The organism is Microbacterium sp. M28 (genome assembly GCF_025836995.1).
In the GTDB taxonomy this organism is placed as follows: Bacteria; Actinomycetota; Actinomycetes; order Actinomycetales; family Microbacteriaceae; genus Microbacterium.
This window is the reverse complement of the sequence record NZ_CP107546.1, coordinates 3,159,828-3,185,435: the sequence shown is the minus strand read 5'-3', so window position 1 is coordinate 3,185,435 and position 25,608 is coordinate 3,159,828. Positions and strand designations below refer to the sequence as shown.

Annotated in this window: 27 protein-coding genes; 20 read left to right on the top strand and 7 right to left on the bottom strand. The window is 69.6% G+C overall.

What is annotated here, in order from left to right; translation table 11 throughout:
• Positions 1 to 287: 287 nt before the first annotated feature.
• On the bottom strand, positions 288 to 1,640 hold the full coding sequence (locus OED01_RS15440) for an HNH endonuclease (protein WP_264156168.1): 1,353 nt from the start codon (positions 1,638 to 1,640) through the stop codon (positions 288 to 290).
• Between the two features lie 230 nt (positions 1,641 to 1,870).
• Between OED01_RS15440 and OED01_RS15435 the strand changes: the two genes are divergently transcribed.
• The 10 genes from OED01_RS15435 to OED01_RS15390 all read left to right on the top strand — a co-directional run bounded on the left by OED01_RS15435 (position 1,871) and on the right by OED01_RS15390 (position 11,288).
• On the top strand, positions 1,871 to 2,725 hold the full coding sequence (locus tag OED01_RS15435) for an endonuclease/exonuclease/phosphatase family protein (RefSeq protein WP_264156167.1): 855 nt from the start codon (positions 1,871 to 1,873) through the stop codon (positions 2,723 to 2,725).
• 25 nt (positions 2,726 to 2,750) lie between these two features.
• Positions 2,751 to 3,674, top strand: coding sequence for a cyclase family protein (locus tag OED01_RS15430; protein ID WP_264156166.1), 924 nt, complete (start codon positions 2,751 to 2,753; stop codon positions 3,672 to 3,674).
• A 34-nt stretch (positions 3,675 to 3,708) separates the two neighbouring features.
• Complete coding sequence (locus OED01_RS15425) at positions 3,709 to 5,112, top strand: MFS transporter (protein WP_264156165.1); 1,404 nt, start codon at positions 3,709 to 3,711, stop codon at positions 5,110 to 5,112.
• Positions 5,113 to 5,129: 17 nt separating this feature from the next.
• Entirely contained in the window at positions 5,130 to 6,122 is a 993-nt protein-coding gene (locus tag OED01_RS15420; protein WP_264156164.1) for an alcohol dehydrogenase catalytic domain-containing protein, read from the top strand.
• Positions 6,123 to 6,215: 93 nt separating this feature from the next.
• Complete coding sequence (locus tag OED01_RS15415) at positions 6,216 to 7,637, top strand: dihydrolipoyl dehydrogenase family protein (protein ID WP_264156163.1); 1,422 nt, start codon at positions 6,216 to 6,218, stop codon at positions 7,635 to 7,637.
• Positions 7,638 to 7,798: 161 nt separating this feature from the next.
• Complete coding sequence (locus OED01_RS15410) at positions 7,799 to 8,101, top strand: DUF427 domain-containing protein (RefSeq protein ID WP_264156162.1); 303 nt, start codon at positions 7,799 to 7,801, stop codon at positions 8,099 to 8,101.
• A 31-nt stretch (positions 8,102 to 8,132) separates the two neighbouring features.
• Positions 8,133 to 8,954 carry an ABC transporter ATP-binding protein gene (locus tag OED01_RS15405; protein WP_264156161.1) on the top strand — a complete coding sequence of 274 codons (822 nt, stop codon included), beginning with the start codon at positions 8,133 to 8,135 and terminating at the stop codon, positions 8,952 to 8,954.
• Positions 8,951 to 9,625 carry an ABC transporter permease gene (locus OED01_RS15400; RefSeq protein ID WP_264156160.1) on the top strand — a complete coding sequence of 225 codons (675 nt, stop codon included), beginning with the start codon at positions 8,951 to 8,953 and terminating at the stop codon, positions 9,623 to 9,625. The genes OED01_RS15405 and OED01_RS15400 overlap by 4 nt, the downstream gene beginning before the upstream one ends.
• A complete protein-coding gene (locus OED01_RS15395; protein WP_264157987.1) occupies positions 9,622 to 10,344 on the top strand; it encodes an ABC transporter permease in 723 nt (240 codons plus the stop codon). Before OED01_RS15400 ends, OED01_RS15395 begins: the two co-directional genes overlap by 4 nt.
• Before the next feature lie 26 nt (positions 10,345 to 10,370).
• On the top strand, positions 10,371 to 11,288 hold the full coding sequence (locus tag OED01_RS15390; protein WP_264156159.1) for an ABC transporter substrate-binding protein: 918 nt from the start codon (positions 10,371 to 10,373) through the stop codon (positions 11,286 to 11,288).
• A 360-nt stretch (positions 11,289 to 11,648) separates the two neighbouring features.
• Here OED01_RS15390 and OED01_RS15385 read toward each other — a convergent pair whose 3' ends face one another.
• Positions 11,649 to 12,851: an AI-2E family transporter gene (locus OED01_RS15385; protein ID WP_264156158.1), complete on the bottom strand. Its 1,203-nt coding sequence runs from the start codon at positions 12,849 to 12,851 to the stop codon at positions 11,649 to 11,651.
• A 35-nt stretch (positions 12,852 to 12,886) separates the two neighbouring features.
• On the opposite strand from OED01_RS15385, the gene OED01_RS15380 reads away from it, so the two are divergent.
• The 4 genes from OED01_RS15380 to OED01_RS15365 all read left to right on the top strand — a co-directional run bounded on the left by OED01_RS15380 (position 12,887) and on the right by OED01_RS15365 (position 14,688).
• Positions 12,887 to 13,183: a chorismate mutase gene (locus OED01_RS15380; RefSeq protein WP_264156157.1), complete on the top strand. Its 297-nt coding sequence runs from the start codon at positions 12,887 to 12,889 to the stop codon at positions 13,181 to 13,183.
• A 110-nt stretch (positions 13,184 to 13,293) separates the two neighbouring features.
• Entirely contained in the window at positions 13,294 to 13,635 is a 342-nt protein-coding gene (locus tag OED01_RS15375; RefSeq protein WP_264156156.1) for an ArsR/SmtB family transcription factor, read from the top strand.
• On the top strand, positions 13,628 to 14,119 hold the full coding sequence (locus tag OED01_RS15370) for an SRPBCC family protein (RefSeq protein ID WP_264156155.1): 492 nt from the start codon (positions 13,628 to 13,630) through the stop codon (positions 14,117 to 14,119). The genes OED01_RS15375 and OED01_RS15370 overlap by 8 nt, the downstream gene beginning before the upstream one ends.
• Positions 14,119 to 14,688: a dihydrofolate reductase family protein gene (locus tag OED01_RS15365; protein WP_264156154.1), complete on the top strand. Its 570-nt coding sequence runs from the start codon at positions 14,119 to 14,121 to the stop codon at positions 14,686 to 14,688. The genes OED01_RS15370 and OED01_RS15365 overlap by 1 nt, the downstream gene beginning before the upstream one ends.
• A 47-nt stretch (positions 14,689 to 14,735) precedes the next feature.
• Here OED01_RS15365 and OED01_RS15360 read toward each other — a convergent pair whose 3' ends face one another.
• The 5 genes from OED01_RS15360 to OED01_RS15340 are packed head-to-tail and all read right to left on the bottom strand — an operon-like array spanning position 14,736 to position 19,786.
• The gene (locus OED01_RS15360) at positions 14,736 to 15,638 is read right to left on the bottom strand and encodes a carbohydrate ABC transporter permease (protein ID WP_264156153.1); all 903 of its coding nucleotides are present in this window, start codon (positions 15,636 to 15,638) and stop codon (positions 14,736 to 14,738) included.
• Positions 15,635 to 16,660 (bottom strand): carbohydrate ABC transporter permease, encoded by a 1,026-nt coding sequence (locus OED01_RS15355; protein WP_318841113.1) that lies wholly within the window; start codon positions 16,658 to 16,660, stop codon positions 15,635 to 15,637. Before OED01_RS15355 ends, OED01_RS15360 begins: the two co-directional genes overlap by 4 nt.
• Complete coding sequence (ngcE, locus tag OED01_RS15350; protein ID WP_264156152.1) at positions 16,657 to 18,075, bottom strand: N-acetylglucosamine/diacetylchitobiose ABC transporter substrate-binding protein; 1,419 nt, start codon at positions 18,073 to 18,075, stop codon at positions 16,657 to 16,659. The genes OED01_RS15355 and ngcE overlap by 4 nt, the downstream gene beginning before the upstream one ends.
• A gap of 38 nt (positions 18,076 to 18,113) precedes the next feature.
• The gene (locus OED01_RS15345; protein ID WP_264156151.1) at positions 18,114 to 18,866 is read right to left on the bottom strand and encodes an SIS domain-containing protein; all 753 of its coding nucleotides are present in this window, start codon (positions 18,864 to 18,866) and stop codon (positions 18,114 to 18,116) included.
• On the bottom strand, positions 18,863 to 19,786 hold the full coding sequence (locus tag OED01_RS15340) for a MurR/RpiR family transcriptional regulator (RefSeq protein WP_264156150.1): 924 nt from the start codon (positions 19,784 to 19,786) through the stop codon (positions 18,863 to 18,865). The genes OED01_RS15345 and OED01_RS15340 overlap by 4 nt, the downstream gene beginning before the upstream one ends.
• 89 nt (positions 19,787 to 19,875) lie before the next feature.
• On the opposite strand from OED01_RS15340, the gene OED01_RS15335 reads away from it, so the two are divergent.
• The 6 genes from OED01_RS15335 (at position 19,876) to OED01_RS15310 (ending at position 25,411) form a co-directional block, all read left to right on the top strand.
• Entirely contained in the window at positions 19,876 to 20,865 is a 990-nt protein-coding gene (locus OED01_RS15335; protein WP_264156149.1) for an N-acetylglucosamine kinase, read from the top strand.
• A gap of 103 nt (positions 20,866 to 20,968) precedes the next feature.
• Complete coding sequence (locus OED01_RS15330; protein WP_264156148.1) at positions 20,969 to 21,865, top strand: SIS domain-containing protein; 897 nt, start codon at positions 20,969 to 20,971, stop codon at positions 21,863 to 21,865.
• Positions 21,862 to 22,812 carry an ROK family protein gene (locus tag OED01_RS15325; protein WP_264156147.1) on the top strand — a complete coding sequence of 317 codons (951 nt, stop codon included), beginning with the start codon at positions 21,862 to 21,864 and terminating at the stop codon, positions 22,810 to 22,812. The genes OED01_RS15330 and OED01_RS15325 overlap by 4 nt, the downstream gene beginning before the upstream one ends.
• Positions 22,809 to 23,726, top strand: a complete 918-nt coding sequence (locus OED01_RS15320) for a 1-phosphofructokinase family hexose kinase (RefSeq protein ID WP_264156146.1) — start codon at positions 22,809 to 22,811, stop codon at positions 23,724 to 23,726. The genes OED01_RS15325 and OED01_RS15320 overlap by 4 nt, the downstream gene beginning before the upstream one ends.
• A gap of 72 nt (positions 23,727 to 23,798) precedes the next feature.
• A complete protein-coding gene (locus tag OED01_RS15315) occupies positions 23,799 to 24,644 on the top strand; it encodes a class II fructose-bisphosphate aldolase (protein WP_264156145.1) in 846 nt (281 codons plus the stop codon).
• Positions 24,641 to 25,411, top strand: coding sequence for a DeoR/GlpR family DNA-binding transcription regulator (locus OED01_RS15310; RefSeq protein ID WP_264156144.1), 771 nt, complete (start codon positions 24,641 to 24,643; stop codon positions 25,409 to 25,411). Before OED01_RS15315 ends, OED01_RS15310 begins: the two co-directional genes overlap by 4 nt.
• Positions 25,412 to 25,608: the final 197 nt, after the last annotated feature.

Genomic DNA, 25,608 nt, shown 5'->3' with positions numbered 1-25,608 from the left:
CGGGGCGTGTGCGCGTCGGATCGGAGCAGTGCGACATGTCGGCTTGTGGGCTGCGGAGGGCTCACTGGCTGAGGTGCTCTCCGTGCGGAGTCGCTGATCAGCTTCGCCGTCCGGTGGGACGCCTGGTGACGCATCGTAGTCCGAACGCTCGCATGATCGCACCGGGTCACCGGGTCACCGGGTCACCGGGTCGGTGAGTCGGTGGGTCAGCGGGCCGCCGGCATCAGTGGGCCGCGGGCGTCGTGTGGGCGCCGTCGGTCATCGCCTGGGTTGCGCTGGCGGGTTTGTCAGGCGGCGAGGTTGTAGCGGGCGGTGCCCCCGAGGCGTGGGGTGCGGGTGGGGTCGATGTGTGGGGGTGGGATGAACCAGACGCGGGCGGCCAGACCGGTACCGTCGATGCGGATGTCCCAGCCGTTGTCGTGGATGCGGTGGTGGCAGCTCTCGCACAGCAGGACGCCACGGTCGATGTCGGTGCGTCCGTTGTCGCGTTGCCACCAGTCGATGTGGTGGGCGCGCGTCATGGATGGGGGCAGGGTGCATCCTGCGCATCCGCCGTCGCGTTCGGCGAGGGCGAGTCTTTGCGCTCGGGTGAAGAGGCGTTTCTCGCGTCCCCAGTCGAGGATCTCGCTGTCGGTGCCGAGAACGGCGGGGATGATGCCGCCGCCCGCGGCCATGCGGCGGGCCGCTCCGATGCTGACGGGCTGGTCGATGCCGTCGATGGTGGCGTATCCGGTGCCGGTGGTGAGGTCGTGCAGTCCGACCCGGACGATCACGGTCGCCCCGGCCAGCAGGGGCGCGTCGTTGTCGCAGCCGAGGGCGTGGGCGCAGAGGTCGGCGAGCCCGTCGGCCTGGATCTGCGCGACGGTGCGCCGGTCGGCGTCGGGGGCGTCGGGGTCCAGTGCCTTGGCGCGTGCGTGGAACACGGCGGTGACGTATCCCTCGAGTGCGGTCTTGATGGGGGCGGCGGTGGCGACGTCGATGTCGGCGTCGAGGTGCAGGCGCCCGTCGCGTTCGTAGATGACCATGCGGTTCTGCGCGCGTGCGGCTTCTTCGCGGGGCAGGACCCCGTCGGGGTCGAGGTGTGCTTCCGCGTGGGTGAGGAGCTTTCGGACTTCGTCCAACGACAGCCCGGCCGCTTTCTCGGCCAGCAGGGCCTCCACCTCGACGAGTCGGTCGGTGTCGATCTTCAGCCGCACCCGGTCCAACAACCCGATGATCAACCCCGCTGCCGGGGCACCGATCGCACCGGCCGCCAGAGCCCCCTGCACGGCCGCGTACTTCGCCGGCAACCGTGCCCCGAGCAGGTCCGTGCGGGGGGCGGGCGCTTCACCGACCTTCACCAGCCGCGACGCCTCGCCGGAAGACCTTCCGGTCACCGTCGCGACGAACTGGGCCGCCGTGCGGAACCCCTGCTCCTTCGCGAGCGAAGCGGCCCCGAGATCGGCACGCGACTCCCGAGCGATTCCGGCGGCGACTTCGGCCTCGAGCGCATCCACCAGCCGATGCAGGGCGCCCAACGCCGCATTCGCCGCGACCAGACCCGCCCGATCCAACTCCGTCGCATCCGCGGCCTCCGCCCACACCGCATCGAGGCGGGAGACCGCCTCGTGCAGAGCATCCAGATGCGTCGTCGTCGACATGTCCCCAGAATACTCCGCCCGCAACAGGAATGGAAGAGATCTTCGAAAGAAATATTCGAAAGTCGCGAACGGTCGCGGCGGATCGCCAGGAAGCACGGATAGCGTTTCCCGACAGCGCCCGACAGCGCCCGACAGCGCCTCGCCCGACCCGACCGAGATCAGATGACCCACGCCCTCCTCGCGCCCGCGCGGCAGCCGTACGCCGCGCCCGCGCCCTCGTGGCGGCGAGCGTGCTGCTGGCCGCATGGATCGCCGCGGGTTGGATGCCCGGCCAGGCGGGTGCGCTCGTGGCCGCATCGCTGCCCTGGGTGGGGATTCCGATCGTGGCCGTCGTGATCACGAGCGCAGTGCTCGCCCGTCGGGCCCTGGTTGTGCCGCTCGCGGCCCTCGTGCTCTGGCTGGTGGCGATGGCGCCGGCTCTTCCCGCCATGCCGGTATCGGCCGCAGGCGCATCCCTCAGCGTCGCCAGCCAGAACGTCCGAGCGGATTCGGATGCCGCGGGCGACTCGGCGGCTGCTCTCGCCGCGACGGGGGCGGACGTCGTCGCGCTCGTCGAGTTGGCAGCCGCGAGTCGTGACGCGGCCGCAGCCGCGCTCGACGCCCAGTATCCGCATTCGTACCATGTCGGCACCGTCTCCCTCTGGAGCGCGTACCCGATCGTCGACGCCGAACCGCTGGAGCTCGGCCTCGGATGGAAGCGGGCACTGCGCGCGACCGTCCAGACCCCGCAGGGCGGCGTGCGCGTCTATCTCGTGCACGCGGCATCGCTGCGTCCGGGCGAGCAATCGGCACGCGACAGGATGCTCACCGGCATCGCCGACGAGATCCGCGCCGACCAGGCGGAGCGGGTGATCGCCGTCGGCGACTTCAACGCAGCGAGCACGGATCCTGCTCTGGCGGATCTTCGAGACGTCGCCGACCAGGTGCGACCGACCGACGGCAGCCTCGGAATGACGTGGCCCGCGGCCTTCCCCCTCGTGCGGATCGACCACGCCTTCGAGCGTGGGCTGAGCATCCTCTCATCGACGACGCTGCCTGTCGGGGCGAGTGACCATCGGGCGACCCTGACCACCGTGGGGTTCTGATCCGAGGCGCTGCTAGCGTGTCGACGTGAGCGACTATCGCGCGGTGTTCGACGCCCGGATCTCCTTCGTCAACGGCGGCGGCCTGACCGCCGAGGGCTTCCGGCTCGACCTCCCGGACCCGGACGTCACAGAGTCGGACGTCGCGCGCCTGCTCGTTCAGCACCTCGGCCTCGCGCTCGTCGGGGAGGTGCGGCTGGACGGGTTGCAGATCGTCGAGGAGCAGCACCGCGGCAGCCGCGGCATCCGGACCCCGAGCGACGCCGACGCGCCCGCAGGCTTCCGCCTCGTCGACCTCAGCCACACGATCCGGCAAGGCCTTGTGACGCTACCGGGCATCCCGGCCCCCGAGATCAGCCCGCTCGTCACGCGCAAGGATGCCGAGAGCCGCTACGCCCCCGGCACCACGTTCGTGATGGACACCATCTCGCTGCCGGGCAACACCGGCACGTACCTCGACACGGCGTTCCATCGCTACGAAGGCGGTGCCGACCTCGCGGCCCTGGCACTCGAGACGCTCGTCGACCTGCCGACCGAGGTGTTCCACCTCGACGATGCGCAGACGCGCGGCATCCCCGCGTCGGTCTTCTTCGACCGCGACGTGCGGGGCAAGGCCGTCCTGCTGCACACCGGGCGCGACCGCCTCTTCGGAACGGACGGCTATGCGACCGACGCGCCCTTCCTGACCGCCGACGGCGTACGCCACCTCGCCGATCAGGGGGTGACGCTCGTCGGCATCGATTCGGTGAACATCGACGACATGTCGGCGGATGCCGGAGGCGAACGCCCGGCGCATTCGGTGTTCCTGGCATCCGGCATCCACATCGTCGAGCACATGACGAATCTCGGGGAGCTGCCGCCGAGTGGGGCATCGCTCACGGTGGTGCCGCCGAAGGTCGAGAGTTTCGGGACGTTTCCGGTCCGCGCGTTCGCCAGAGTTCCCGCCGCTTGACCTCAAGTTATGTTGAGGTCCTAGCGTCCTCATCATGACAACGAGAACAGATGCGACGCCGACGACTGCGGCCGCTTCGCCCGGCATCCTGAGCGGAACCTACCTGTGGATCACGATCGGCGCCTGCGCTCTGGTCTTCCTCGGAGCGTTCGAATCCCTGGCGGTCACGACCGTCATGCCCGCCGTCAGCGCCGATCTCGACGGGGAGCGGCTGTACGCCCTCGCGTTCGCCGGACCGCTCGCGACGGGCGTGATCGGCATGGTCGTCGTCGGCAACTGGTCGGATCGCCGGGGCCCCGTGGCGCCGCTGTACACCGCCGTGACCGTCTTCGTCCTCGGCCTGCTCATCGCAGGTCTCGCACCGACCATGGAGATCCTCGTCGCGGGCCGGTTCGCACAGGGACTCGGCAGCGGCGGTCTGATGGTCGCGCTCTACGTGGTCGTCGCCCGTGTCTACCCGCAGGAGCTCCACCCCGCGATCTTCGCCGGATTCGCCGCAGCCTGGGTGATCCCATCGCTGGTCGGCCCGACCATCGCGGGCCTCGTCGCGGAACTTTGGGGCTGGCAGTGGGTCTTCCTCGGCGTCGTAGTCCTGGTGCTCGCCGCGCTGCTGATGGTGGTCCCAGCGCTGCGAGGCCTGTCGGGCGGGGGAGACCGGACGACGCCGTGGGCGATCGGCCGCCTCGGCTGGTCGGTGCTCGCCGCCCTCGCGGTGCTGGCATTGAACCTGCTCGGCGACATCCCCGGTGCGGGTCCCGCGCTGGCCCTCGCCGCCACCGTCGTCGCCCTGATCGCCGTTCGTCCGCTCGTCCCGAGAGGTACGCTGCGGGCCCGCCGCGGCCTGCCCTCGGTCATCCTCGTCCGAGGAATTGCCGCGGCCGCGTTCTTCGGCGCGCAGGTCTATCTGCCCTATCTGCTGACCGACCGCTACGCGCTCACCCCCACCCTCGCCGGCCTCGCCCTCACCGGTGGCGCGCTGGCATGGTCGGCTGCCGCCACCGTGCAGGGGCGTTGGGGCGCGCGCCTGTCGAGCGTGACGGCGGTGCGCGCCGGCACGATCTTCGTGCTGATCGGCATCGCTCTCGTGCTCGCGACCGCGGCGCTCGGACTGCATGCCATCGTGATCGCTGCAGCCTGGGTCGTCGCAGGGCTCGGGATGGGGCTCATGAGCCCCCGGACCAGCGCACTGACACTGGCGATGTCGACGCCGAAGACGCAGGGCTTCAACAGCTCGGCCATGACGGTCGCCGACTCGTTCGGAAGCGCCCTGGCGCTCGCGATCACGGGCACCCTGTTCACGTCCGTCGCGGCCGTGTTCGACCCGTTCACGGCGGTCTTCGCGCTGGCCGGCGGGCTCGCGATCGCCGCCGCGGTGCTCGCGCCACGGGTGAGACCCGACACGGCTGGAGTCGCGGCATCCGAGGAGGTGGCGGCATGAGCGCGGAGGCGAAAACCATGCGCGCGATCGTGCAGCGCGAGTTCGGCGCGTCCGACGTGCTCGTCCTCGAGCACGTCCCACGGCCGGAGCCCGGTGACGGTGAGGTGCGCGTGCGCGTCGCGGCCGCCGGTGTGCACGCGGTCGACATCGACCTGCGTCGGGGAGAGGGGCCGGCCTCGATGCCTGAGGTCGAGTTGCCCATGACACCAGGTCGCGAGATCGCCGGAACGGTCGACGCGGTCGGAGCGGGGGTCGAGGCAGCCCTTCTCGGCACGAGCGTCGTGGCGCACGTCGGATTCCGAAGCGGGGGCTACGCCGAGTACGCGCTGGTCTCGGCCGCGGCGCTGCATGCCGTCCCGGACGGCGTGACGTTCTCGCAGGCCGTCGCGTCCATCGGCACGGGCCGGACGGCGCAGCTGGTGCTGGATGCCGCGGGGCTGACGGCCGCGGACACGGTCATCGTCCCCGGAGCGTCCGGAGGGCTCGGAAGCCAGCTCGTGCAACTGGCGCTGTCGAGCGGCGCGACGGCCGTCGCACTCTACGGAGGCGAGGGCAAGCGCGCCGTCATCGAGCAGCTCGCTCACGTCGACGGATCGCACCCAGGACGCATGGTGGCCCTGGATGCGACGGACGAGTCGTGGCCGGCGCGCATGGCAGCCGCGCTCGATGGTGAGGCGCCATCGCTCCTGCTCGACGGCGTCGGCGGTGCGACAGCGCGCGCAGCGATCGAGGCCCTCGCGCGCGGGGCGCGCGTGGTGATCTTCGGATGGTCGAGCGGTGAGGTCGTGCGCATCGACACCGACGACATCGTGGCGCGTTCCCTCACGGTGACCGTGCCGCTGGGGCGGCCGATCGCCGATCTGCGGGCGCTCGAGGCACGGGCCATCGCCGCGACCGCCGAGGGGCGCACCGTGCCGCCGGTCGATGAGCATCCCCTCGCGGAGGCCGCCGCCGCGCATGCGGCGATCGAGCAGCGACGACAGCGCGGCAAGGTCGTGCTGGTCCCGTAGCCGGATGGCGATGATCCTTACGGTTCGAAGACGCCAGGAACAATTCCCGTGACTCGACGTTGCACATCGGCAAGACTGTGGAAGGTGCAGCGGATGACAGACGAGTACGACCTCATCGTCGTCGGGGCGGGCCCCGTGGGCGAGAACGTGGCGGACAGGGCGGTGCAAAGCGGAATCACCGCGGTCATCGTGGAGAGCGAACTCGTCGGCGGTGAATGCTCCTACTGGGCCTGCATGCCGTCGAAGGCGCTGCTGCGCCCAGGCCAGGCGCTGCGCGCGGCGCAGCACGTCGCCGGCGCGGCCGAGGCCGTCACAGGGACGCTGGATGCCGCGGCCGTCCTCGCCCGTCGGGACTCGTTCACCAGCGACTGGTCGGACGCGGGACAGGTCGCCTGGCTCGACAAGGCAGGCATCGCACTCGCCCGAGGGCACGGCCGGATCACCGGCGAACGCGAAGTCACCGTGACCGATGCCGACGGCGGCACGCGCGTCCTCCGCGCCAGGCACGCGGTCGCCATCAGTACAGGAACGGATGCCGTGATCCCCGGCATCCCAGGCCTCGCGGAGGCGCAGCCGTGGACGAGCCGCGAGGCGACCAGCGCCCACGAGGTCCCGGCATCCCTCGCGGTCATCGGCGGCGGCGTCGTCGCCGTCGAGATGGCGACCGCCTACGCATCGCTCGGCTCCCGGGTGACCGTGATCGCGCGCGGCGAGATCCTCGGGTCCCTCGAGCCGTTCGCGGGTGAGCAGGTCACCGCAGGGCTGCGCGAACTCGGCGTCGATGTCCGAACCGGCACCGCGACCGACCGCGTCGAGCGCGACGCGAACGGTGTCACGATCACACTCGGCGACGGCGAGCAGGTCACCGCAGCCGAAGTGCTCGTCGCCACCGGGCGCCGCCCGCGCAGCGGCGATATCGGCCTGGAGAACGTCGGTCTCGAACCGGGGCGGTACATCGACGTGGACGACACATTGCGCGTCCACGACTCCGATTGGCTGTACGCCGTCGGCGACGTGAACGGGCGCGTGCTGCTCACTCATCAGGGCAAGTACCAGGCGCGTGCCGCCGGTGACGTGATCGCCGCCCGCGCGCAGGGCGAGGACGTCCGGGACGCCGCCTGGGAGCGCCACGCAGCGACGGCCGATCATCGTGCGGTGCCGCAGGTCGTCTTCTCCGAGCCGGAGGTCGCAGCCGTCGGCCTGACCGCCGCACAGGCGCGCGAGGCCGGTCACGAGACCGAAGTGGTCGACTACGACCTCGGCTGGGTCGCCGGCGCGAGCCTGTACCAGGACGGCTATCGAGGGCAGGCCCGGATGGTGGTGGATGCCGAGCGCGACGTGATCCTCGGCGTCACGTTCACGGGACCGGATGTCGCCGAGCTGCTGCATGCGGCCACGATCGCGGTCGCCGGCGAGGTTCCGATCTCCCGGCTGTGGCACGCGGTCCCCGCGTATCCCACCGTCAGCGAGATCTGGCTCCGGCTGCTCGAGGAGTACGGTCGCCGATCGGCGTGAGGCGCGCGCAGCGACCCATCCGATTCCGCACCCGCTCCGAAGGCACAGAGGAGCATGAAAGGACCGTCCATGGATGAAGCCGCTCATGACGCGCCGAGAACCGGACCCCACGGTGTCCGTGGCGTCCCCTACGCTCAGAACCTGATCCAAGGAGGACAGAAATGAAGGCTGTACTCGCAGGAACCACCATCGCCGAAGCGGACGAGGACGACCTGATCCGCATCGAGGGCAACTGGTATTTCCCTCCGGCATCCGTCGCGCCGGACGTCCTCGTCGAGAGCCCGACGCCGTACACCTGCCCCTGGAAGGGCGAATGCCAGTACTACTCGGTGCGCATCGGCGACGACGTCCACGTCGACCGCGCCTGGGCGTATCCGCATCCCTACCCGTCGGCGTTCGACCGGGTCGGGCGGGATTTCTCCGGCTACGTCGCGTTCGCCCCGGACGTCGAGGTCGTACCGTAACCACTTCCCGAACGACCGGAGACATCACCGCATGATCGAGTTCCGATCCGTGTCCAAGCGCTTCCCCGACGGCACCCTCGCCGTCGAGGACTTCAGCCTCGTACTGCCCTCCCGCAAGACCACGGTCTTCGTCGGGTCTTCCGGATGCGGCAAGACGACGCTGCTGCGCATGATCAACCGTATGGTGGAACCCACCTCCGGGGATGTCGAGATCGACGGCGACAGCGTTCTCGACGGCGACCCGGTGGCTCTGCGCCGTCGTATCGGCTACGTCATGCAGAACTCCGGGCTGATGCCGCACTTCACCGTGATCGACAACGTCTCCACAGTGCTGCGGCTGACCGGCGTCGCCAAGAAGCAGGCACGTGAGCGCGCGCTCGCTCTGCTCGACACCGTCGGGCTGGACCGTGCGCTCGCCGACCGCTATCCGAGCCAGCTCTCGGGCGGTCAGCAGCAGCGCGTCGGCGTCGCCAGGGGATTGGCCGCCGATCCCAACATCCTGCTCATGGACGAGCCGTTCGGGGCGGTCGACCCGATCGTCAGGGCCGACCTGCAGCAGGAGTTGATCCGGCTCCAGCAGGAGCTCGACAAGACCGTCGTCTTCGTCACGCACGACATCGACGAGGCCTTCCTGCTCGGCGACCAGGTGGTCATCCTCGACAAGGGGGCGCGGATGGTCCAGGTCGGGACCCCCAGCGAGATCATCGAGAACCCGGCGGACGACTTCGTCGCCGCCTTCATCGGTGCCGAGCGCGGACGGCGGGCGCTGCGCCTCAAGAAGACGGCGCACGGCACCGTCGTGGTCGACTCGGAGGGGCGCACGCAGGGCGCGCTGATCGAGGACGGCCTATGACCTGGGTCCTCGACAACCTCGACCTCATCCTCGCGCTGAGCGTCGAGCACCTGCGCCAGAGCATCATCCCGATCGTGCTCGGCCTCGTGCTGTCGTTGCCCCTGGGGTGGGTGGCGTGGCGGTACCGGCTCGTCCGAGGGCCTGTCATCGTGCTCACCGGCCTGCTCTACACGATCCCGTCGCTGGCGCTGCTGATCCTGCTGCCGGCGTCCCTCGGATATTCCGCGACCAGCCCGCCCAACCTGATCATCGCGCTGACGATCTACGCCGTCGCCATCCTCGTCCGCTCGGTGGCGGACGGCCTCGACTCGGTCGACCCCGCCGTACGCCAGTCGGCCACGGCTGTGGGCTTCGGAGGCATGCGGCGGTTCTGGACGGTCGACATCCCGCTCGCCGGTCCCGTCATCCTCGCCGGACTCCGGGTCACCGCGGTCAGCACGATCTCGCTCGCGACGGTCGGCATCCTGATCGGCGTCGAGAACCTCGGCTACCTCTTCACGAACGGGCTGCAGCGCCGCATCATCGCCGAGGTGCTCGCCGGCATCCTGGCCGTGGTGCTGATCGCACTGATCATCGATCTGCTCCTGGTGCTGATCGGGCGGATGATGATGCCGTGGACGCGCGCCACCACGACGCGCCGCGTCGCGATGCCGATGAGGTCCGCCGCATGAACCTGTTCGCAGAGGCGCTGGCCTGGCTGTTCTCCCCTGAGCGGCTGGAGGGCCCGTACGCGCTGCCGATCCTGCTCGGCCAGCACCTGTACTACACGATCGTCTCGGTGCTCATCGCCGCCGCGATCGCGGTGCCGGCCGGCTGGCTCATCGGCCACACCGGCCGCGGCCGCGAGATCGCCGTCGCGATCTCGGGTGCGGCGCGCGCGATCCCATCGTTCGGGCTGATGATCCTGCTCGTCCTGCTGCTCGGGGTCCTGCGCGTGCCGGAGGCTGCGGTCATCACGTTCGTCGTGCTCGCGATCCCCTCGCTGCTCGCCGGCGCCTACACCGGACTCGAGGCGATCGATCGACGGACGATCGACGCCGCACGCGCCATGGGAATGACCGCGTGGCAGGTGTTCTGGAAGGTGGAGGTTCCGCTCGGCCTTCCGCTGCTCATCGCCGGCGTGCGCGCCGCGCTGCTGCAGGTCATCGCCACCGTCACGATCGCCGCATACGTCAACCTCGGCGGGCTCGGGTGGCCGATCATCCAGGGCATCCCGCTGCAGCGGTTCGACCAGGTGCTCGGGGGTGCGATCCTCGTCGCCCTCCTCGCCCTCATCGCCGATCTGCTGATGGCGCTCGCACAGCATGCGGCGGTGCCCACCGGCATCCGCGTCCAGCAGACCAGCCGAACCGGACGTCGGGCGCGCGCCACGGCATCCGCACCAGCCTGAATCCAGACCACCAAGAGAGGAACACCATGTTCACCGCACGAAAGTCCCGCATCGCGCTCGTCGGCGCGACGGCGATCGCCGCGTCGCTCGTCCTGGCCGGATGCTCGAACAGCAACCCGCTCGAAGAACCGACCGAGGAGGGCGCAGGCGGAGGCGGCGACACGATCGTCGTCGGCTCGCAGGCCTACTACTCGAACGAGATCGTCGCCGAGATCTATGCCCAGGCGCTCGAAGCCGAGGGGTTCACGGTCGAGCGGAAGTTCAACATCGGTCAGCGCGACGCGTACATCCCCGAGCTCGAGTCCGGCGCCGTGGACCTCTTCCCGGAGTACACGGGCAACCTGCTCGAGTTCTACGACGCGGAGGCGACCGCGACGAGCCCGGACGACGTCTACGCCGCGCTGCAGGAGGCGCTGCCGGAGGAGCTGACCGCGCTCGACTACGCAGAGGCCAGCGACCAGGACACCTACACGGTCACGAAGGAGTTCGCCGAGACGAACGGCCTCACCACGATCGCCGACCTCGCGAAGGTCACGACGCCCGTGACGCTCGGTGGCGCCCCCGAGCTGGAGCAGCGGCCGTACGGACCCGCGGGTGCCAAGGAGGTCTACGGCGTCGACCTGCAGTTCTCGGCCACGGGCGAGACGACGCTCGAATCGCTGCTGGCGGGCGAGATCCAGGTCGCCGACATCTACACGGCGGCTCCCGCGTTCCAGACCGAGGAGATCGTCGCGCTGGAGGATCCGGAGAACCTGATCCTGGCGTCGAACGTCGTCCCGATCGCATCGTCGGATGTCGCAGACGAGATCGCCGACGTCATCAACGCCGTCAGCGCGGAGCTCGGCGCTGACGACCTCGTCGCCCTCGGCGTGCAGAGCACCGAGGACCAGATGTCGCCCGACGACATCGCGGCGCAGTGGCTCGAGGAGGCCGGCCTGAGCTGACCCTCCCCGGAACAGCCGATGCCCGGGAGCCGCACGGCTCCCGGGCATCATCGCGCTCGGGGCGAGGTGCATGCGTGCGTGCGTGCGTGCGCTGCGCTGGCCGCGCTGTTCCGCGTGTCGCTGCGCTGGTCCGCGTGTCCGGGTTGTTGCGGGTGGAGCCGGCTCGGACCCGCGCGAAGCCGGACGTCCGCTCCGGGTGTGTCCGGGAAGTAGTGGGAGCAGCGCGCTCTTACCCGCACGAACCCGGACATGCGGGCGGGGCGGGCGTCCCGGTCCGGACATCCGCTTCGGATCGCTGCACCGGCCGGCGGCTCCCGAGAACCGCCGGCCGGCGGCATCCCGGCCCCGGAGAGGACCGGGCTAGATGCGGGAGTCCTGGCGCGGCACCCAGACCTTCTTGATGATGATGAGGATGGATGCCGTGACCGGGACGGCGACCAGCGCACCCAGCAGGCCCAGCAGCGTGCCGCCGACCATGGCGCCGATGACGACGAGCGAACCGGGCACCGAGACGGCCCTGCTCATCACGCGCGGCGTGAGGAAGTACGCCTCGAACTGCATGTACACGAGGTAGATCGCGGCGAAGATCAGCGCGAGCAGCGGGTCGCTGAACAGCGCGATCACCGAACCGATCATCCAGAACAGCACGGATCCGACGAGGGGGATCAGCGTGATCATGAATGCGGTCACCGCCAGCAACAGCGGGAACGGCAGGCCGAGCACCGAGTAGAGCAGCAGTACGACGAGCGAGTTGATGAATGCCAGCGTCACCATGCCCATCACGTAGCCGCCGACCGAATCGGTGATCTGCTCGGTGATGATCGCGGCGTTCGCGCGGTCGCGCGCGGGGATCAGACGCAGCATGGCCTGCTTGATGCCGGAGAGCGTCGCCACGAAGTAGATGATCAGCACCAGCACGATGATCGCGCCGGAGATGCCGCTGGCGATCGAGGCGCCGACCTGGAGCGCGCCGCCGCCGATCGCGGCGATGTTGCCGGGGTCGGTGAGGAAGCCCTGGACCTGGCCGACGAGGTCTTCGAAGTTGTCGCCGAACTGCGCCTCGAGAGTGGCGTACAGATCGCTCGCCTCGAAGTCCGCGATCATGCCGGGGACGTCTTTGATGAAGCTCGCGATCTGCTGCACGACCACCGGGACGACGGCCCAGATGACGAGGCCGAGCAGCACGAGCAGCGACACCAGCACGGTGACGAGCGCCCAGGCCCGCGGCATCCGATGCCGCTCGAGGAAGCGAACCGCCGGATCGAGGCCGAGCGCGGCGAACAGCGCCAGTGCGATGTAGATCAGGACCGTCGACAGGTTCGTGATGGCCAGTCCGAGCGCGATCGCGGCGAGACCGCCGAGCGTCACCAGGAAGCCGAAGGCGAACGGCCGGTCGATGCGCGTCCAGAACGAGCGCGACGACGGCGTCGGCTCGACGTACGGCCTCCTCGTGAGTTCAGGCTCCGGCTCCGGCGCGGGTCGTTCGGCGCGGCGGCGCGTGTGCGGCTTCTCGGCGATGGGACTGTCGTCCTCGGTCGCGCCCGCGGGGTTGTCGGTCGTCATGCGTTCACTCTAGGGGAGGGCGATATCGTGGGGATATGACCGACGACGCCGCCCGGAACGAACTGCTGCGCCTGCGGGCCAGCATCGACAACATCGACGCCGCACTCATCTTCATGCTCGCGGAGCGATTCCGTGCCACCCAGCAGGTCGGTCTGCTCAAGGCGCAGCACGCCATGCCGGCATCCGACCCCTCTCGCGAGGAGCAGCAGGTGTCCCGACTGCGCGCGCTCGCCGAAGAGGCCCACCTCGACCCCGAGTTCGCCGAGAAGTGGTTCAACTTCGTCGTCGCCGAGGTCATCCGCCACCACACCGAGGCGGCCGAGGGACGCTGACGAGCCGGCTCTCGCGATCGAGCGACGACCGGCATTCCCGACGCCAGGGGTTGACGTTCTCCCTTCGTGCGCGCATAGTTAAGCAATTCGCTAATTAAGGAATCGCTTACTTGGTTGCATCGGCCGACGATCTCAGCCTCGTTTTCCAGGCCCTCGCCGACCCGACCAGACGCGCGATGATCTCGCGCCTCAGCACCGGCTCGACGACCGTCGGAGAGCTGGCCGCACCGTTCGCGATGAGCCGACCCGCGATCTCGCAGCACCTGAAGGTGCTCGAACGCGCCGGCCTCATCGAACGCACGGTCGACGGCCAGTGGCGCCGGTGCACGCTCCGCACGGAACCCCTCGACGAGGCAGCGGCCTGGGTCGAGCGGAACCGCAACGAGTGGAACGGGCGCTTCGACATGCTCGACGAGCGACTCCGGCAGCTGAAAGGACAGACCGATGCCTGAGCAGACGGCGCCGAGCCGGAAGCAGTTCACCATCACCCGCGTCTTCGCCGCGCCCCGCGAACTCGTGTGGCGCGCCTGGATCGATCCCGACGAGGTCGTCTTCTGGTGGCATCCGCGGGGCGTCGTCACTCCCCGCGAGAGCATCGAGATCGACGCTCGACCGGGTGGGCGATACCGCTACACGATGATCGCGCCGGACGGAACGGAGTATCCCACCGCCGGGGTGTACCGCGAGATCACGCCGCCCGAGCGGCTCGTCTTCACGTGGGGCTCGCCCGAGGATCCGGACGACGCCGCTGCGGTCATCACCGTCGACCTCGTGGAGCACGGCGACGCCGCAGACGAGACCCGGATGACGTTCCATCTGCAGGGCATCGACGGCGCACGGGGTGATGAGAACGTCTACGACGGCTGGGACTCGGCTTTCGACATTCTCGATGAGCGCATCGAGGCGCAGGAGCACTTCGAGCCGGGGGCGCTCTGATGGGCATCCTCACCGTCGAGCAGATCGTGAGCATCGACGGCTACGCAGCCGAGCCGGATGGCGGCATCGGCTTCATGGATGCCGCCGACGTCGGCAACGCGAACGACGCCGACCAGCTCGAGTTCCTCCGGGGCGTCGACGCGATCCTGCTCGGTGCGAACACGTATCGGATGTTCGCCGCGTACTGGCCGACGGCCGACCCCGAGGTCGAAGCCGTCGCAGAGCCGATCGACCGGCTGCCGAAGTTCGTGCTCTCGAATACGCTGACCGAGGCGCCCTGGGGCGACGGCTCGATCGAGATCCTCTCGGGCGATGCTGCGAGCGCGGTCGCCGACCTCACGCAGCGCTACTACCGGATCGTCGTGTGGGGCAGTCTCAGCCTCACCGACGCCCTGTTCGAAGCGGGTCTGGTCGACGAGCTGCGCCTTCGCGTCGTGCCGGTGCTCATCGGTGCGGGACGCTCGTTCTCCCCTGCCGCGCTGGGGCGGCGTCGCGTCGACCTCGTCCGCGTGGTCTCGCATCCGAGCGGACACGTCGGGATGACGTATCGCCTCGAGCCGACCACATGAGAGGGGGCCCGGATCGCCGCGGCCATCCGGGCCCCCTCTCCGCGGGACTACTTCGACGTGCCCTGCGACACCGAGCCCTGCAGCTGGCGCTGGAACAGGATGTAGACGATCAGGACCGGCACGATCGTGATGATCACGGCGGCGAACATCTCACCGAAGTCGAGCGCGTAGCCGGCCGATGAGGCGTACGACGCCATGCCCTGCGAGAGCACGTACTTGCTCCGGTCCGTGTTCAACGAGATCGGCAGCAGGAACTGGTTCCACAGCCCGAGGAAGTTCATGATCGCCACGGCGGCCATCCCGGGCCTTGCCATGGGCAGCATCACCTGGAAGAACGTGCGCCACTCGCTCGCCCCGTCGACGTACGCGGCTTCCTGGATCTCGTACGGCAGCGACTTGAAGAACGAGAACAGGAAGAAGACCGTGAAAGGCAGCGCGAACGCGACGTAGGTGATGATCAGACCGGGCAGCGTGTTCAGCAGCCCCATCCCCTGCAGGATGAAGAACAACGGCACGATCGCGAGGAACACCGGGAAGGTGAGACCGGCGAGCATCAGGTAGTAGATCACCTTGCTCCCCGGGACGGAGAACCGTGCCAGCACGTAGGCGCACATCGCGCCCAGCACCATCACCAGGACGAGCGAGACGCCGACGACGATGATGGTGTTGATGAACATGCCACCGAAGTTCTCGCCCACCCATGCGTTGATGTAGTTGTCGAAGTTCCAGCTCGCAGGCAGACCGAACGGCGAGGCGAAGATCTCCTTCGTGGTCTTGAACGATCCGATGAAGGTCCACAGCATCGGCAGGATGACGACGAGCGACCACAGCGCGAGGATGACGTGGGATGCACCGCCGACGGCCTTGTCGCTCGCGGTGGACTTCGTGGTGGTCGGCCGGGTCTTCGACGTCGGGTCGACCGTGACAGCGGCACGTGTGTCGACGCTCATGCGCGTCCTCCTTCGTCTCTGCCGCCGACGAGGCGGAATATGCCGATCACGAGCGCGGCGAACAGCAGGGTGAGCACGGCGAGGACGACGCCCATGGCGCTGGCCAGACCGAACTGGCCCTTCTCGAATGCGGTCCGGAACAGGTACTGGCTCATCACGAGCGTGCTGTTGCCCGGGCCGCCCGTGGAGTTGAGTCCTGCCATGTAGACGAAGGCGTCCAGGGCCAGGATGCCGAGGTAGATGTATGCCGTCTGCACGTTGTCGCGGATCTGGGGGAGCAGGATCGCCGTGAGCGTGCGGAACCTGCCCGCGCCGTCGATGCGCGCGGCCTCCAGCGTCTCGCCGGGGATGCCCTTGATCGCGGCGATGAACAGCACCATGTAGAAGCCGACCATGCTCCAGACGATGACGAAGATCGTCGCGGCCATCGCCGTGCGTTCGTCACCCAGCCAGGCGAAGCCGTCGGTGTCGATGCCGACCACACCGAGCAGGCCGTTCAGCAGACCGCTGGGCGTGTAGATCATGTTCCACAGGATCGCGATCACGATCGCCGGGATGACGTACGGGAAGAAGGACACCACGCGGTAGAAGCTCGAGCCGCGCAGGCCCCGCACCTGGCCATGGCTCGGGCCGCCGATGGTGATCATGCTCGCGAAGATCAGTGCGATCACGATCGTGATCAGCGGGACGACGACGGCGAGCAGCATGTTGTTGCCCATCGCCTGCAGGAACGTCGGGTCCTGGAACAGCCGCACGAAGTTCTCGACGCCGACGAAGTCCATGTTCGGCGAGAAGCCGGTCCAGTTCGTCATCGCGTAGTACACGGCCTGGATGAACGGCGAGATGACGAAGATCAGGAAGATCGCCACGGGCAGTCCGAGGAACACCAGCAGGAACGAGACGTAGTCGAACGTCATCCTGCGGCGCAGCCCCGCACGGGGCGCCTTGCGGCGCCCCGTGCGGGTGGTGACGACGGCCCTGGTGTCCGGGGCCGCGTCGAGCGGGGGAGCGCTGAGGCTCATTTGATCTCGATCTTCTCGATCGAGCTGTCCTCGCGGATCTTGTCGGTCAGCGCCTGCAGCTGCGACGTGATCTCCTCGACCGACATCTTGCCGTCCAGGAACGAGTTCCAGATGGGCAGCTGGTCGGAGTTCATGCCGTACAGGTTGAACGACTTGATCGTGAAGGTGCCGCTACCGGCCGCCGCGATCATCTCGACCTGCGACAGGAGCGCCGTCGAACCGAAGCCGTCCTCCGGCACGGTGTCCTTGACCACGGTCGGGGCGAGCTTCTCCTTCGAGAACGCGGTCGCCGCCTCCTTCGAGAGCATCGTGCGCAGCAGCTCCTTGCCGCCGGCGACGTTCTTCGCCTTCGACGGGACGATGAACGGCTCGCCGGCTTCCGCACGCATGAAGCCGGCAGGCGTGGTGGCGTTGCCGTCGAGCGGCATCTCGCGCACGCCCTTCATCTGGAAGTTCTCCGCCGTGGTCTTCTTCATCTCGTTCTCGATCCACGACCCGGACGGGTACAGCAGCGCCTCCTGGTCGAGGCTCCACTGCGACTGCGCCTGGGTGAACTGCGTACCGCCACCGCCCGGCTTGACGTAGCCGGACGCGATCAGGTCGTGCAGGATCGTCAGGATGGACTGCAGAGTCGGGTGCGACCAGCATCCCTCCTCCAGGTTCTCCAGCGGCAGGCGAACGTCGTCGCCGGACTGGATGACCGCGGAGTCGACCACAAGCGTCTGGTAGTAGGTCGCTGCCTCCTTGCCCCAGAGGAACAGGTACTTGCCCTTCGCCTTCGCCGCCTCGCCGAGGGCCTTGAGGTCCTGCCACGTCTGCGGCGGCTCCCAGCCGTTCTCCTCGAACAGGCTGCCGGAGTACCAGACCCCGTACGTGGTGAGCACGTAGTTGAGCGCCGCGAACTTGTCACCGAAGGTGCCCGGCGCCTTGACGCCCTCGAACAGGGTGTCGGCGATCTTCTCGCCCTCGAGGTTGTCTGCCTCGAGAACGTCGCTGAGGTCCTCGAGCTGGTCGAGGATCGTGTTCCAGCCGATCGAGTTGGCGCCGGAGTTGTCGACCAGATCCGGCGGGTTGCCGCCGACGAAGCGCGGCTGGAGCTCCTGGGCGATCTTCGTGGAGGCCGAGACCTTCACGGTGACGCCGTCCAGCCCCTTGTTGCCCGCCATGATCTCGCCGGCGTTCTCGACGTAGTCGACGCCATACCCGCCGTCGAAGATGACCGCGTCGACTGTGCTGTTCGCGGCGACGCCGAACGGGTTGTCGGCCGTGACCTCGCCGGCCGGGCCCGCGCCTCCGCCTCCGCCGCCGGGTGCGGCGCAGGATGCGAGGGACATGCCAAACGGCAGCAGCAGCGCCGTCGCTGCCGCGCCGCGCAGCAGAGTGCGGCGGCTGATGGAGGATTCGGTGATTTCCATCTTCTTACCTTTCGTTGGTGGTGCTGGTCGGGTGGATGTCAGGCGCCGCGTCGGATGCGTCCGCGGTAGCGGTCTTCGAGCACGGAGTTGTGCTCGTCGCCGCCGGGGATGTTGGCGGATATGTACATCGGGGGAATCTCGCCGCGGTCGGTGATCGTCCTGGCGACTCCGAGTGTGAGCAGCTGGGCGATGTACGCTGCGGTGATCGACGAGATCGCCCCGGCGCCGATGCCGCCGGGCAGCTCGAGCGTCGTGTCGCCGTAGGGTGCGAGGTTGTCGATCACGACGTCCGCGGTCTCGCTCAGGCGCTTGCCGGACGGATGCTTCGACTGCACGCGTGCGGTGTGCTCCAGGCTGGTGACGGCGATCACGCTGTGGCCGCGCTCCTTCGCCCACAGGGCTGCGCCGACGATGGATCCGTTCACCCCGGAGTTCGAGGCGATCAGGAAGACGTCGTGCTCGCCGACCGGCACGGTCGCCATGAGCTCGTCGACCACCCACGGTTCGCGTTCCAGCGCGGCGCTGAGGACGTCGACGTCGCGGGAGCCGTGCATCACCAGGTCGCGGAGGGCGAAGCGGTTGGTGGGGATCAGCCCACCGGCGCGGCCGGAGATCTCCATCGCGAACGCCTCGGAGTGGCCGGTGCCGAAGGCGTGGATCACGCCGCCCGCATCGATGCACGCGGTGAGTAGGTCGATCGCCGCATCGAAGGCGCCGGCTTCGGCATCCGTCGTGAGGCGGGTCAAACGCTCCGATGCCTCGCGGAGGAGGTCGGCGGGCAGGGCGGTCATGCGCCCACCTCCGTCGTCTGCGTGACCGGGGGCCGGGGTCGACGGTGCGCCGACACCGCCATCGCGGTGGCGGCGAGCCGCTTCGCGGCCGGGTCGAACATCTGCTGCGCGATGAACAGGTACAGCAGGTCGATCACGAACAGCTGCGCGTGCTTGACCGACATGTCGTCCGGTCGCAGGTAGCCGACCGGGGCGGCCGTCGTGATCGACACGTCGGCGACGTCGGCGATCCAGCTCTCGTCGTCATGCGTGATCGCGACGGCGAAGGCGCCGACCGCTCCGGCCTGGGCGAGCATCTGGACCGTCTCGTTGGTCTGCCCTGTGCTGGAGACACCGATCGCGACGGAGTTCTCATCCTGCAGGACGGCGCTGGCCAGGCCGTCGTGGACGTCGGCCCAGGCGTGCGAGCTGATCCCGATGCGGTGCAGTCGGCGCTGCAGCTCGTCTGCGATGCCTGCGCTGCCGCCGAGGCCGTAGATGTCGACGTGCCGACTGCCGCTGATCGCCTGCGCGGCTCGGCCGACGGCATCCAGGTCGATGCCCTCCGCCGTCGTCTCGAGACCGCGCACGTGGGTGGTCAGGAGGGTGCGCAGGATCTTCTCCGGCGAGTCGGTCGGTTCGAACTCGGCGCCGATGTCGGTGTGCCAGGTCTGCTCGGCGCTGCCGCGGCCGAGCTCGGTGGCGATCGCGACGCGGAACTGCGTGTAACCGTCGAAGCCGAGCGATCGGCAGAACCGTGTGACGCTGGCGGGCGAGCTGCCGGCGCGCTCGGCGAGTTCGGTGATCGTGAGCTCCACGGGCGTCGTCGGGTGCGCGATGACGAGATCCGCGATGCGGGAGATCGCGGCGGGCATGCCGCGGCGGCGCGCGTCGATACGACTGATGATGGCGCCGTTGCCGGCGTCCGGGCTGCGTGGCACCATTGCCTCCAGAACTCGCCGCAGGAAGTTTCCGTTGCGGTGAAAACTATTCTCACTGTCGAGCCAGGTCAAGTTAGGACGCATAACATATGGGTCACAACATGCTGGCGGTCGGGGTGGACGGCGGCGGCACGGGCACCAGGGCGGTGCTCACGACGCTCGACGGACGGTGTCTCGGCTACGGCGTCGCCGGACGCGGGAACCCGATCTCGGCGGGTGCCGAGTCGGCCGCCGGAGCGGTTCTGGCGGCCGTCCGGACCGCGATGGCATCGTCGGGGCGTGCATGGAGCGAGGTGTCCGTGATCGTCGCGGCGCTCGCCGGTCAGCGCGCTTCCGGAGAAGGCGCCGATCTGCTGCGGACGCTCCTGCGCGCCGAGGGCTTCGATGGCGTCGTCGTGTTCGCGTCCGACCTGCTGGCGACGTACTTCAGCGGGACGGCGGCGGGCTTCGGTTATGCGGTGGTGTCGGGAACGGGCGCCTGCGCCATCCGTGTCGCGGGCGGACGGATCGAGGCGACCGCCGACGGGCTCGGCTGGCTGCTCGGCGATCGGGGCAGCGGGTTCTGGATCGGCCAGCGCGTCGCGAAGGCGGCCATTCGCGACCTGGACGGCGCCGGCCGCGCGACGGCCCTCACGCACGCGCTGCTGAATCGTCTCGGAATCGCTGACCCGGCGATCCGGGGTGAAGGTCGCCCGCAGGCGCTCGAGCAGCTCGTCTCGGTGCTGTACGGTCTGCCGCCGATCGAGCTGGCGTCGTTCGCCCCACTCGCGTTCGATGCGTCGGAGGATGCCGTGGCGGCCGGCATCCTGCGTCGAGCGGGCGAGCATCTCGCCGACTCGCTGTCCGCCGTGCTGACCGCGCCCGGTCCGCTCGTCCTCGGTGGGGGAGTGCTGTCCCGCCCTGGGGCGGTGCGCGACGCCTTCCTGCATCGTCTGGGCGATGCGACGGACAGCCTGGACCTGCGGGCGGTTTCGGATGGCGCGGTCGGGGCCGGTCTGCTCGCGGTGGCTGCCGGGGGTGGCGCGGCCACGACGGACGTGCTCGACGCGCTCGCCGACACGGTCGCGCGAGTACGGTGACGATTCAGGCATGGCCGCTCCTCTCTGAGCTCGTGACGCTACTCTATGATCTAATTCAGTAGAAACAATCACAACTACGCATTTTCTTTGAAGGAGTTCTTCGATGACCGAATCGCTGCCCCGTGCGCACATGCGCGAAGAGCTTCTCTCGCAGCCCGAGATGTGGGCTCGTGCGTCGGAGATGCGCGCGGAGCAGGCCCGTCTGCCCCAGCGCGGTGCCCGGATCGCCGTCGTCGGCTGCGGAACCAGCTGGTTCATCGCCCAGTCGTACGCGGCTCTGCGCGAGAGCACGGGCCAGGGCGAGAGCGACGCGTTCGCGGCTTCCGAGGCGTTCGTCGATCGCGGCTACGACGCCATCGTCGCGCTCACGCGCTCCGGCACGACGACGGAGGTGCTCGAGCTCACCGAGAAGGTCAAGGGCCGCGTGCCCGTCATCGGCGTGATCGGAGACCCGACCTCCCCTCTGGTCGACCTCGTCGACGACGCCGTGCTGCTGCCCTTCGCCGATGAGCAGTCGGTCGTGCAGACCCGCTTCGCCACGACGGCCCTCGCGCTGCTGCGCGCCTCCCTCGGCGAGGACCTCAGCTCGGCCGTCGCGGATGCCGCGGCTGTCCTGAGCGAGAAGCCGGATGCCGAACTCACCGCAGCGGAGCAGTACACCTTCCTCGGCCGTGGCTGGACGATCGGGCTCGCCCACGAGGCGGCGCTCAAGCTGCGCGAGTCCTCGCAGAGCTGGACCGAGGCGTACCCGTCCATGGACTACCGCCACGGCCCGATCGCGATCGCAGCCCCTGGGCGGATCACCTGGCAGTTCGGCGCGGCGCCCGAAGGGCTGGCCGAGCAGGTGCAGGCGACGGGCGGGCGCTTCGTCCAGCACGCTGTCGACCCGATGGCGGACCTCGCGCGCCTGCACTACGTCGCGCTCGAACGTGCGGTCGGCAAGGGGCTCGACCCCGACCAGCCCCGCAACCTCACGCGTTCCGTCATCCTGGGCGCGTGAACAAGTCCACGATCCCCGCGACCGGCCCCGTCTCGATCGGGGCCGGCGCCCCCGTGCTCGCATTCGACGTCGGTGGCACCGACATCAAGTCGGCGCTGTTCGACGCGGACGGCGCGGCCCTCGACCTGCGCCGGACGCCGACCCCGCATTCCGGCGAGGACCCGGCCGGCACGCTGATCCATGAGCTCGGCGTGCTGGCTGATGATCTGCGGTCCCGGCATCCGCTCGTCGTGCCTCAGGCGCTCGGCTTCGTCGTCCCCGGCATCGTCGATGCGGATGCCGGCGTCGGCGTCTTCGCGAGCAATCTGGGCTGGCGCGACGCCCCGTTGCGCGCCCTCGCGCAGGATCGCTTCGACGTGCCGGTGGCGTTCGATCACGACGTCCGCACCGCCAGCTGGGCCGAGCATCGCCTCGGCGGAGCGCGTGGCCACGAGAACGTCGTCGTGCTCATCATCGGCACGGGGATCGCCGGCGCGATCCTCGTCGACGGGCGCCCCTACACCGCCGGCGGCTATGCCGGCGAGATCGGGCACTCGCCCGTCGTGGACGGCCCGATGTGCCCGTGCGGAGCGCGCGGATGCCTTGAAGCGGTCGCCTCGGCCGGAGCGATCGCCCGCCGGTACGCGGAGGAGACCGGCAGCCGTCCGGCCGGCGCTCGAGACGTGATCGCCCGCGCCGGCGCGGGGGACGCGGTCGCCGCTCGCATCTGGGAGGAGGCGCTCGAGGCGCTCACGCTCTCGCTCGCGCAGCTCACGGCCGTCATCGCACCCGACGCGGTCGTGATCGGCGGCGGGCTCTCCCGCGCCGGCGGGGCACTGTTCGACGAACTCCGGGGACGGCTCGCCGAACGGTTGAGCTTCCACCGCATCCCGGCATTGATCCCCGCGCAACTGCAGGGCGACGCGGGGCTGATCGGCGCGGCCCTGCGGGCGAGGGAACTCGCATGATCCTCACGGTCACGCCGAACCCCGCGCTCGATCTGACGTGGGTCGTCGACCGCATCGAGATCGGCGGGACGCACCGCGCCGAGGCCGGAGCGGTGCGTGCCGGAGGCAAGGGTCTCAACGTCGCCAGGGTCGCGCACGCGGAGGGAGTCCCGGTCCGCGCGGTGACCACCGCCGGCGGTGCGACGGGCGACGAACTCCGTGCCGACCTGGAGGCGAGCGGCGTTCCGCATCGACTGATCCCGGTCGCGGGGGAGACCCGCCGCAGCGCGGCCTGGGTGGACCGTGCGCTCGGCGACACCACGATCGTCAACGAACGCGGCGTGAATCCGTCGACGCAGGAGTGGGCCCGCGTGGTCGACGTCTGCCGCGAGGAGGTGGCCGCGGCATCCGTCCTTGTGATCTCCGGCAGCCTGCCGCCAGGCGCCCCGGCCGGGCTGCTTCCCGAACTCATCGGCGTCAGCGCGGGCATCGACGTGATCGTCGACACGTCTGGACCCGGGCTGCTCGCCGCAGCGGATGCCGGGGCCGCCGTCCTCAAGCCGAATCGCGCCGAGCTCGTCGAGGCCACCGGGATCGCCGACCCGGTTGCCGGCGCCCGTGAACTGCTGCGCCGCGGTGCCGGGCTGGTGCTGCTCTCACTCGGCGCGGAAGGGCTCTGCGCGATCAGCGACACCGAGCTGCTGCGCGCCCGACTGCCGGAACCGCTCGCCGGAAACCCCACCGGTGCGGGCGACGCGGCGGTCGCGGCTGCCGCGTGCCTGCTGGCTGCCGGCATCCGCGACACCGAGACCATCGTGCGGCGTGCCGCCGCCTGGTCGTCCGCCGCGGTGCTCATGCCGCTCGCGGGGGAGATCTCGCCCCGGTGGCGCGAACTCGAGAACGCCCTCATCGTCGAGAAACCACCCAGCGCATGAGAAACCACGCCGGCGGTGGTTTCTCGCGCGCGAAGCGGTTTCTCGGCATCCGAAACCTGCAGAGGACCTCATATGCCCCTCGTCGCCACTCGTGACCTCGTCTCCGCAGCCGCCGCCGCTCGGCGCGGCATCGGAGCGTTCAACGTGATCCATCTCGAGACCGCCGAGGCGCTGGTCGCGGCATCCGAGCGGGCGGAGCTGCCGGTGATCCTGCAGATCTCGCAGAACTGCGCCGACTATCACGGCGGTCTGGAGCCGATCGCCCTCGCGACGCTCGCCGTCGCGCGGCGCGCCGAGACACCGGTGGCCGTGCACCTCGACCACGCGGAGCGTCCCGAACTCGTCGACGAGGCCATCGCCCTGGGCTTCGGGTCCGTCATGTTCGACGGCGGCGCTCTCCCGTACGAGGAGAACGTCGCACTCACCGCCGAGGTCGCCGCTCGTGCCAGGGCCGCCGGCGTCTACATCGAGGGTGAGCTGGGCGAGGTCGGCGGCAAGGACGGCGCCCATGCACCCGGTGTCCGGACCGACCCCGACGAGGCGCGTGCGTTCGTGGCGGCGACCGGTGTGGATGCCCTGGCCGTCGCCGTGGGCAGTTCGCACGCGATGACCGACCGCAGTGCGGCGCTGGACATCGACCTCATCCGACGGCTCCACGACACGCTCGAGGTCCCCCTCGTGCTGCACGGATCATCCGGCGTCGCCGATGCGGTTATCGTGGATGCCGTGCGCGCCGGAATGACGAAGGTCAACGTCTCGACCCATCTGAACGGCTTCTTCTCGCGCGCGGTCCGCGAGCGGCTGGCTGCCGATCCCGGTCTCGTCGACTCCCGCAGGTACGTCGCACTCGGTCGCGAGGCCGTCGCGTCCGAGGCGGCACGGATGCTGCGGTTGTTCGCCCTGCAGGGTGCGGCGTGAAGCGCGCCGCACGGTTCAGCGCGATCCTCGATCTGCTGGCCGCCGGAGGAGAGGTCACGGTCGATGAGCTCGTCGAGCGGTTCGGGGCCTCGCCGGCGACGATCCGCCGCGACCTCGACAGCCTCGCGGAACAGCGCCTGCTGACGCGCACGCACGGCGGCGCGGTCGCGCAGTCCGTCGCGTACGAGCTGCCGGTGCGCTACAAGAGCCACCTGCGCACGCACGCGAAGGAGCAGATCGCGCGCACGGCGGCGGCGCTCGTCGAGCCGGGCGCCACGATCGGGCTCTCCGGTGGGACGACGACCACCGCGATCGCCGCGGCGCTGGCGGCGCGCGAGGACCTCGGCGAGATCACTGTGGTCACGAACGCCGTCAACATCGCAGCGCAGCTCGCCACCCGTCCCGACATCAAGGTCGTGGTGACGGGCGGCGTGATCCACTCCCGCAGCTACGAGCTGGTCGGCCCGTTCGTGGAGCAGCTGCTCGCCGGCATCCATCTCGATATCGCCTTCATCGGCGTCAACGGGATCGCCCCGGATGCCGGTGCCACCACGCACGACGAGCGCGAGGCCGCCGTCAACAGGATGATGGCGCAGCGGGCCGAGCGCGCCCTCATCGTCGCCGACTCGGCCAAGGCCGGGGTCATCGCGTTCGCCCACGTCGGCGACGCGGCGCTCTTCCCGACGCTGATCACGGACGCCGGGATCGAGGACGCCGCGGCGAGTGAGTTGGCCTCGGCCGGCTTCGAGGTCATCCGCGCCGCCTGAACCCAACGGAGGCGCCGCGGTGATGCCACCGCGACGCCTCCTGAGCAGTCGATGTCGATCTTCTGCGCTCCCCAGCGCGCAACTCCCCAGTATCGAAGATCCCCGCGACCCCCCTCGCGCCTCCCCCTCGGACGCTCCGCGTGACATCGTCTGAACATCAAGAGCGGCATCCGAGGGATCTGATACATCGAATCGAG

Coding starts and splice junctions, on each gene's coding strand:
- OED01_RS15365 (WP_264156154.1), top strand. CDS start 14,119: ATGGGCATCCTCACCGTCGAGCAGATCGTGAGCATCGACGGCTACGCA.
- OED01_RS15415 (WP_264156163.1), top strand. CDS start 6,216: ATGACAGACGAGTACGACCTCATCGTCGTCGGGGCGGGCCCCGTGGGC.
- OED01_RS15395 (WP_264157987.1), top strand. CDS start 9,622: ATGAACCTGTTCGCAGAGGCGCTGGCCTGGCTGTTCTCCCCTGAGCGG.
- OED01_RS15425 (WP_264156165.1), top strand. CDS start 3,709: ATGACAACGAGAACAGATGCGACGCCGACGACTGCGGCCGCTTCGCCC.
- OED01_RS15355 (WP_318841113.1), bottom strand. CDS start 16,660: ATGAGCCTCAGCGCTCCCCCGCTCGACGCGGCCCCGGACACCAGGGCC.
- OED01_RS15420 (WP_264156164.1), top strand. CDS start 5,130: ATGCGCGCGATCGTGCAGCGCGAGTTCGGCGCGTCCGACGTGCTCGTC.
- OED01_RS15390 (WP_264156159.1), top strand. CDS start 10,371: ATGTTCACCGCACGAAAGTCCCGCATCGCGCTCGTCGGCGCGACGGCG.
- OED01_RS15380 (WP_264156157.1), top strand. CDS start 12,887: ATGACCGACGACGCCGCCCGGAACGAACTGCTGCGCCTGCGGGCCAGC.
- OED01_RS15400 (WP_264156160.1), top strand. CDS start 8,951: ATGACCTGGGTCCTCGACAACCTCGACCTCATCCTCGCGCTGAGCGTC.
- OED01_RS15410 (WP_264156162.1), top strand. CDS start 7,799: ATGAAGGCTGTACTCGCAGGAACCACCATCGCCGAAGCGGACGAGGAC.
- OED01_RS15315 (WP_264156145.1), top strand. CDS start 23,799: ATGCCCCTCGTCGCCACTCGTGACCTCGTCTCCGCAGCCGCCGCCGCT.
- OED01_RS15330 (WP_264156148.1), top strand. CDS start 20,969: ATGACCGAATCGCTGCCCCGTGCGCACATGCGCGAAGAGCTTCTCTCG.
- ngcE (WP_264156152.1), bottom strand. CDS start 18,075: ATGGAAATCACCGAATCCTCCATCAGCCGCCGCACTCTGCTGCGCGGC.
- OED01_RS15360 (WP_264156153.1), bottom strand. CDS start 15,638: ATGAGCGTCGACACACGTGCCGCTGTCACGGTCGACCCGACGTCGAAG.
- OED01_RS15345 (WP_264156151.1), bottom strand. CDS start 18,866: ATGACCGCCCTGCCCGCCGACCTCCTCCGCGAGGCATCGGAGCGTTTG.
- OED01_RS15320 (WP_264156146.1), top strand. CDS start 22,809: ATGATCCTCACGGTCACGCCGAACCCCGCGCTCGATCTGACGTGGGTC.
- OED01_RS15440 (WP_264156168.1), bottom strand. CDS start 1,640: ATGTCGACGACGACGCATCTGGATGCTCTGCACGAGGCGGTCTCCCGC.
- OED01_RS15385 (WP_264156158.1), bottom strand. CDS start 12,851: ATGACGACCGACAACCCCGCGGGCGCGACCGAGGACGACAGTCCCATC.
- OED01_RS15405 (WP_264156161.1), top strand. CDS start 8,133: ATGATCGAGTTCCGATCCGTGTCCAAGCGCTTCCCCGACGGCACCCTC.
- OED01_RS15370 (WP_264156155.1), top strand. CDS start 13,628: ATGCCTGAGCAGACGGCGCCGAGCCGGAAGCAGTTCACCATCACCCGC.
- OED01_RS15335 (WP_264156149.1), top strand. CDS start 19,876: ATGGGTCACAACATGCTGGCGGTCGGGGTGGACGGCGGCGGCACGGGC.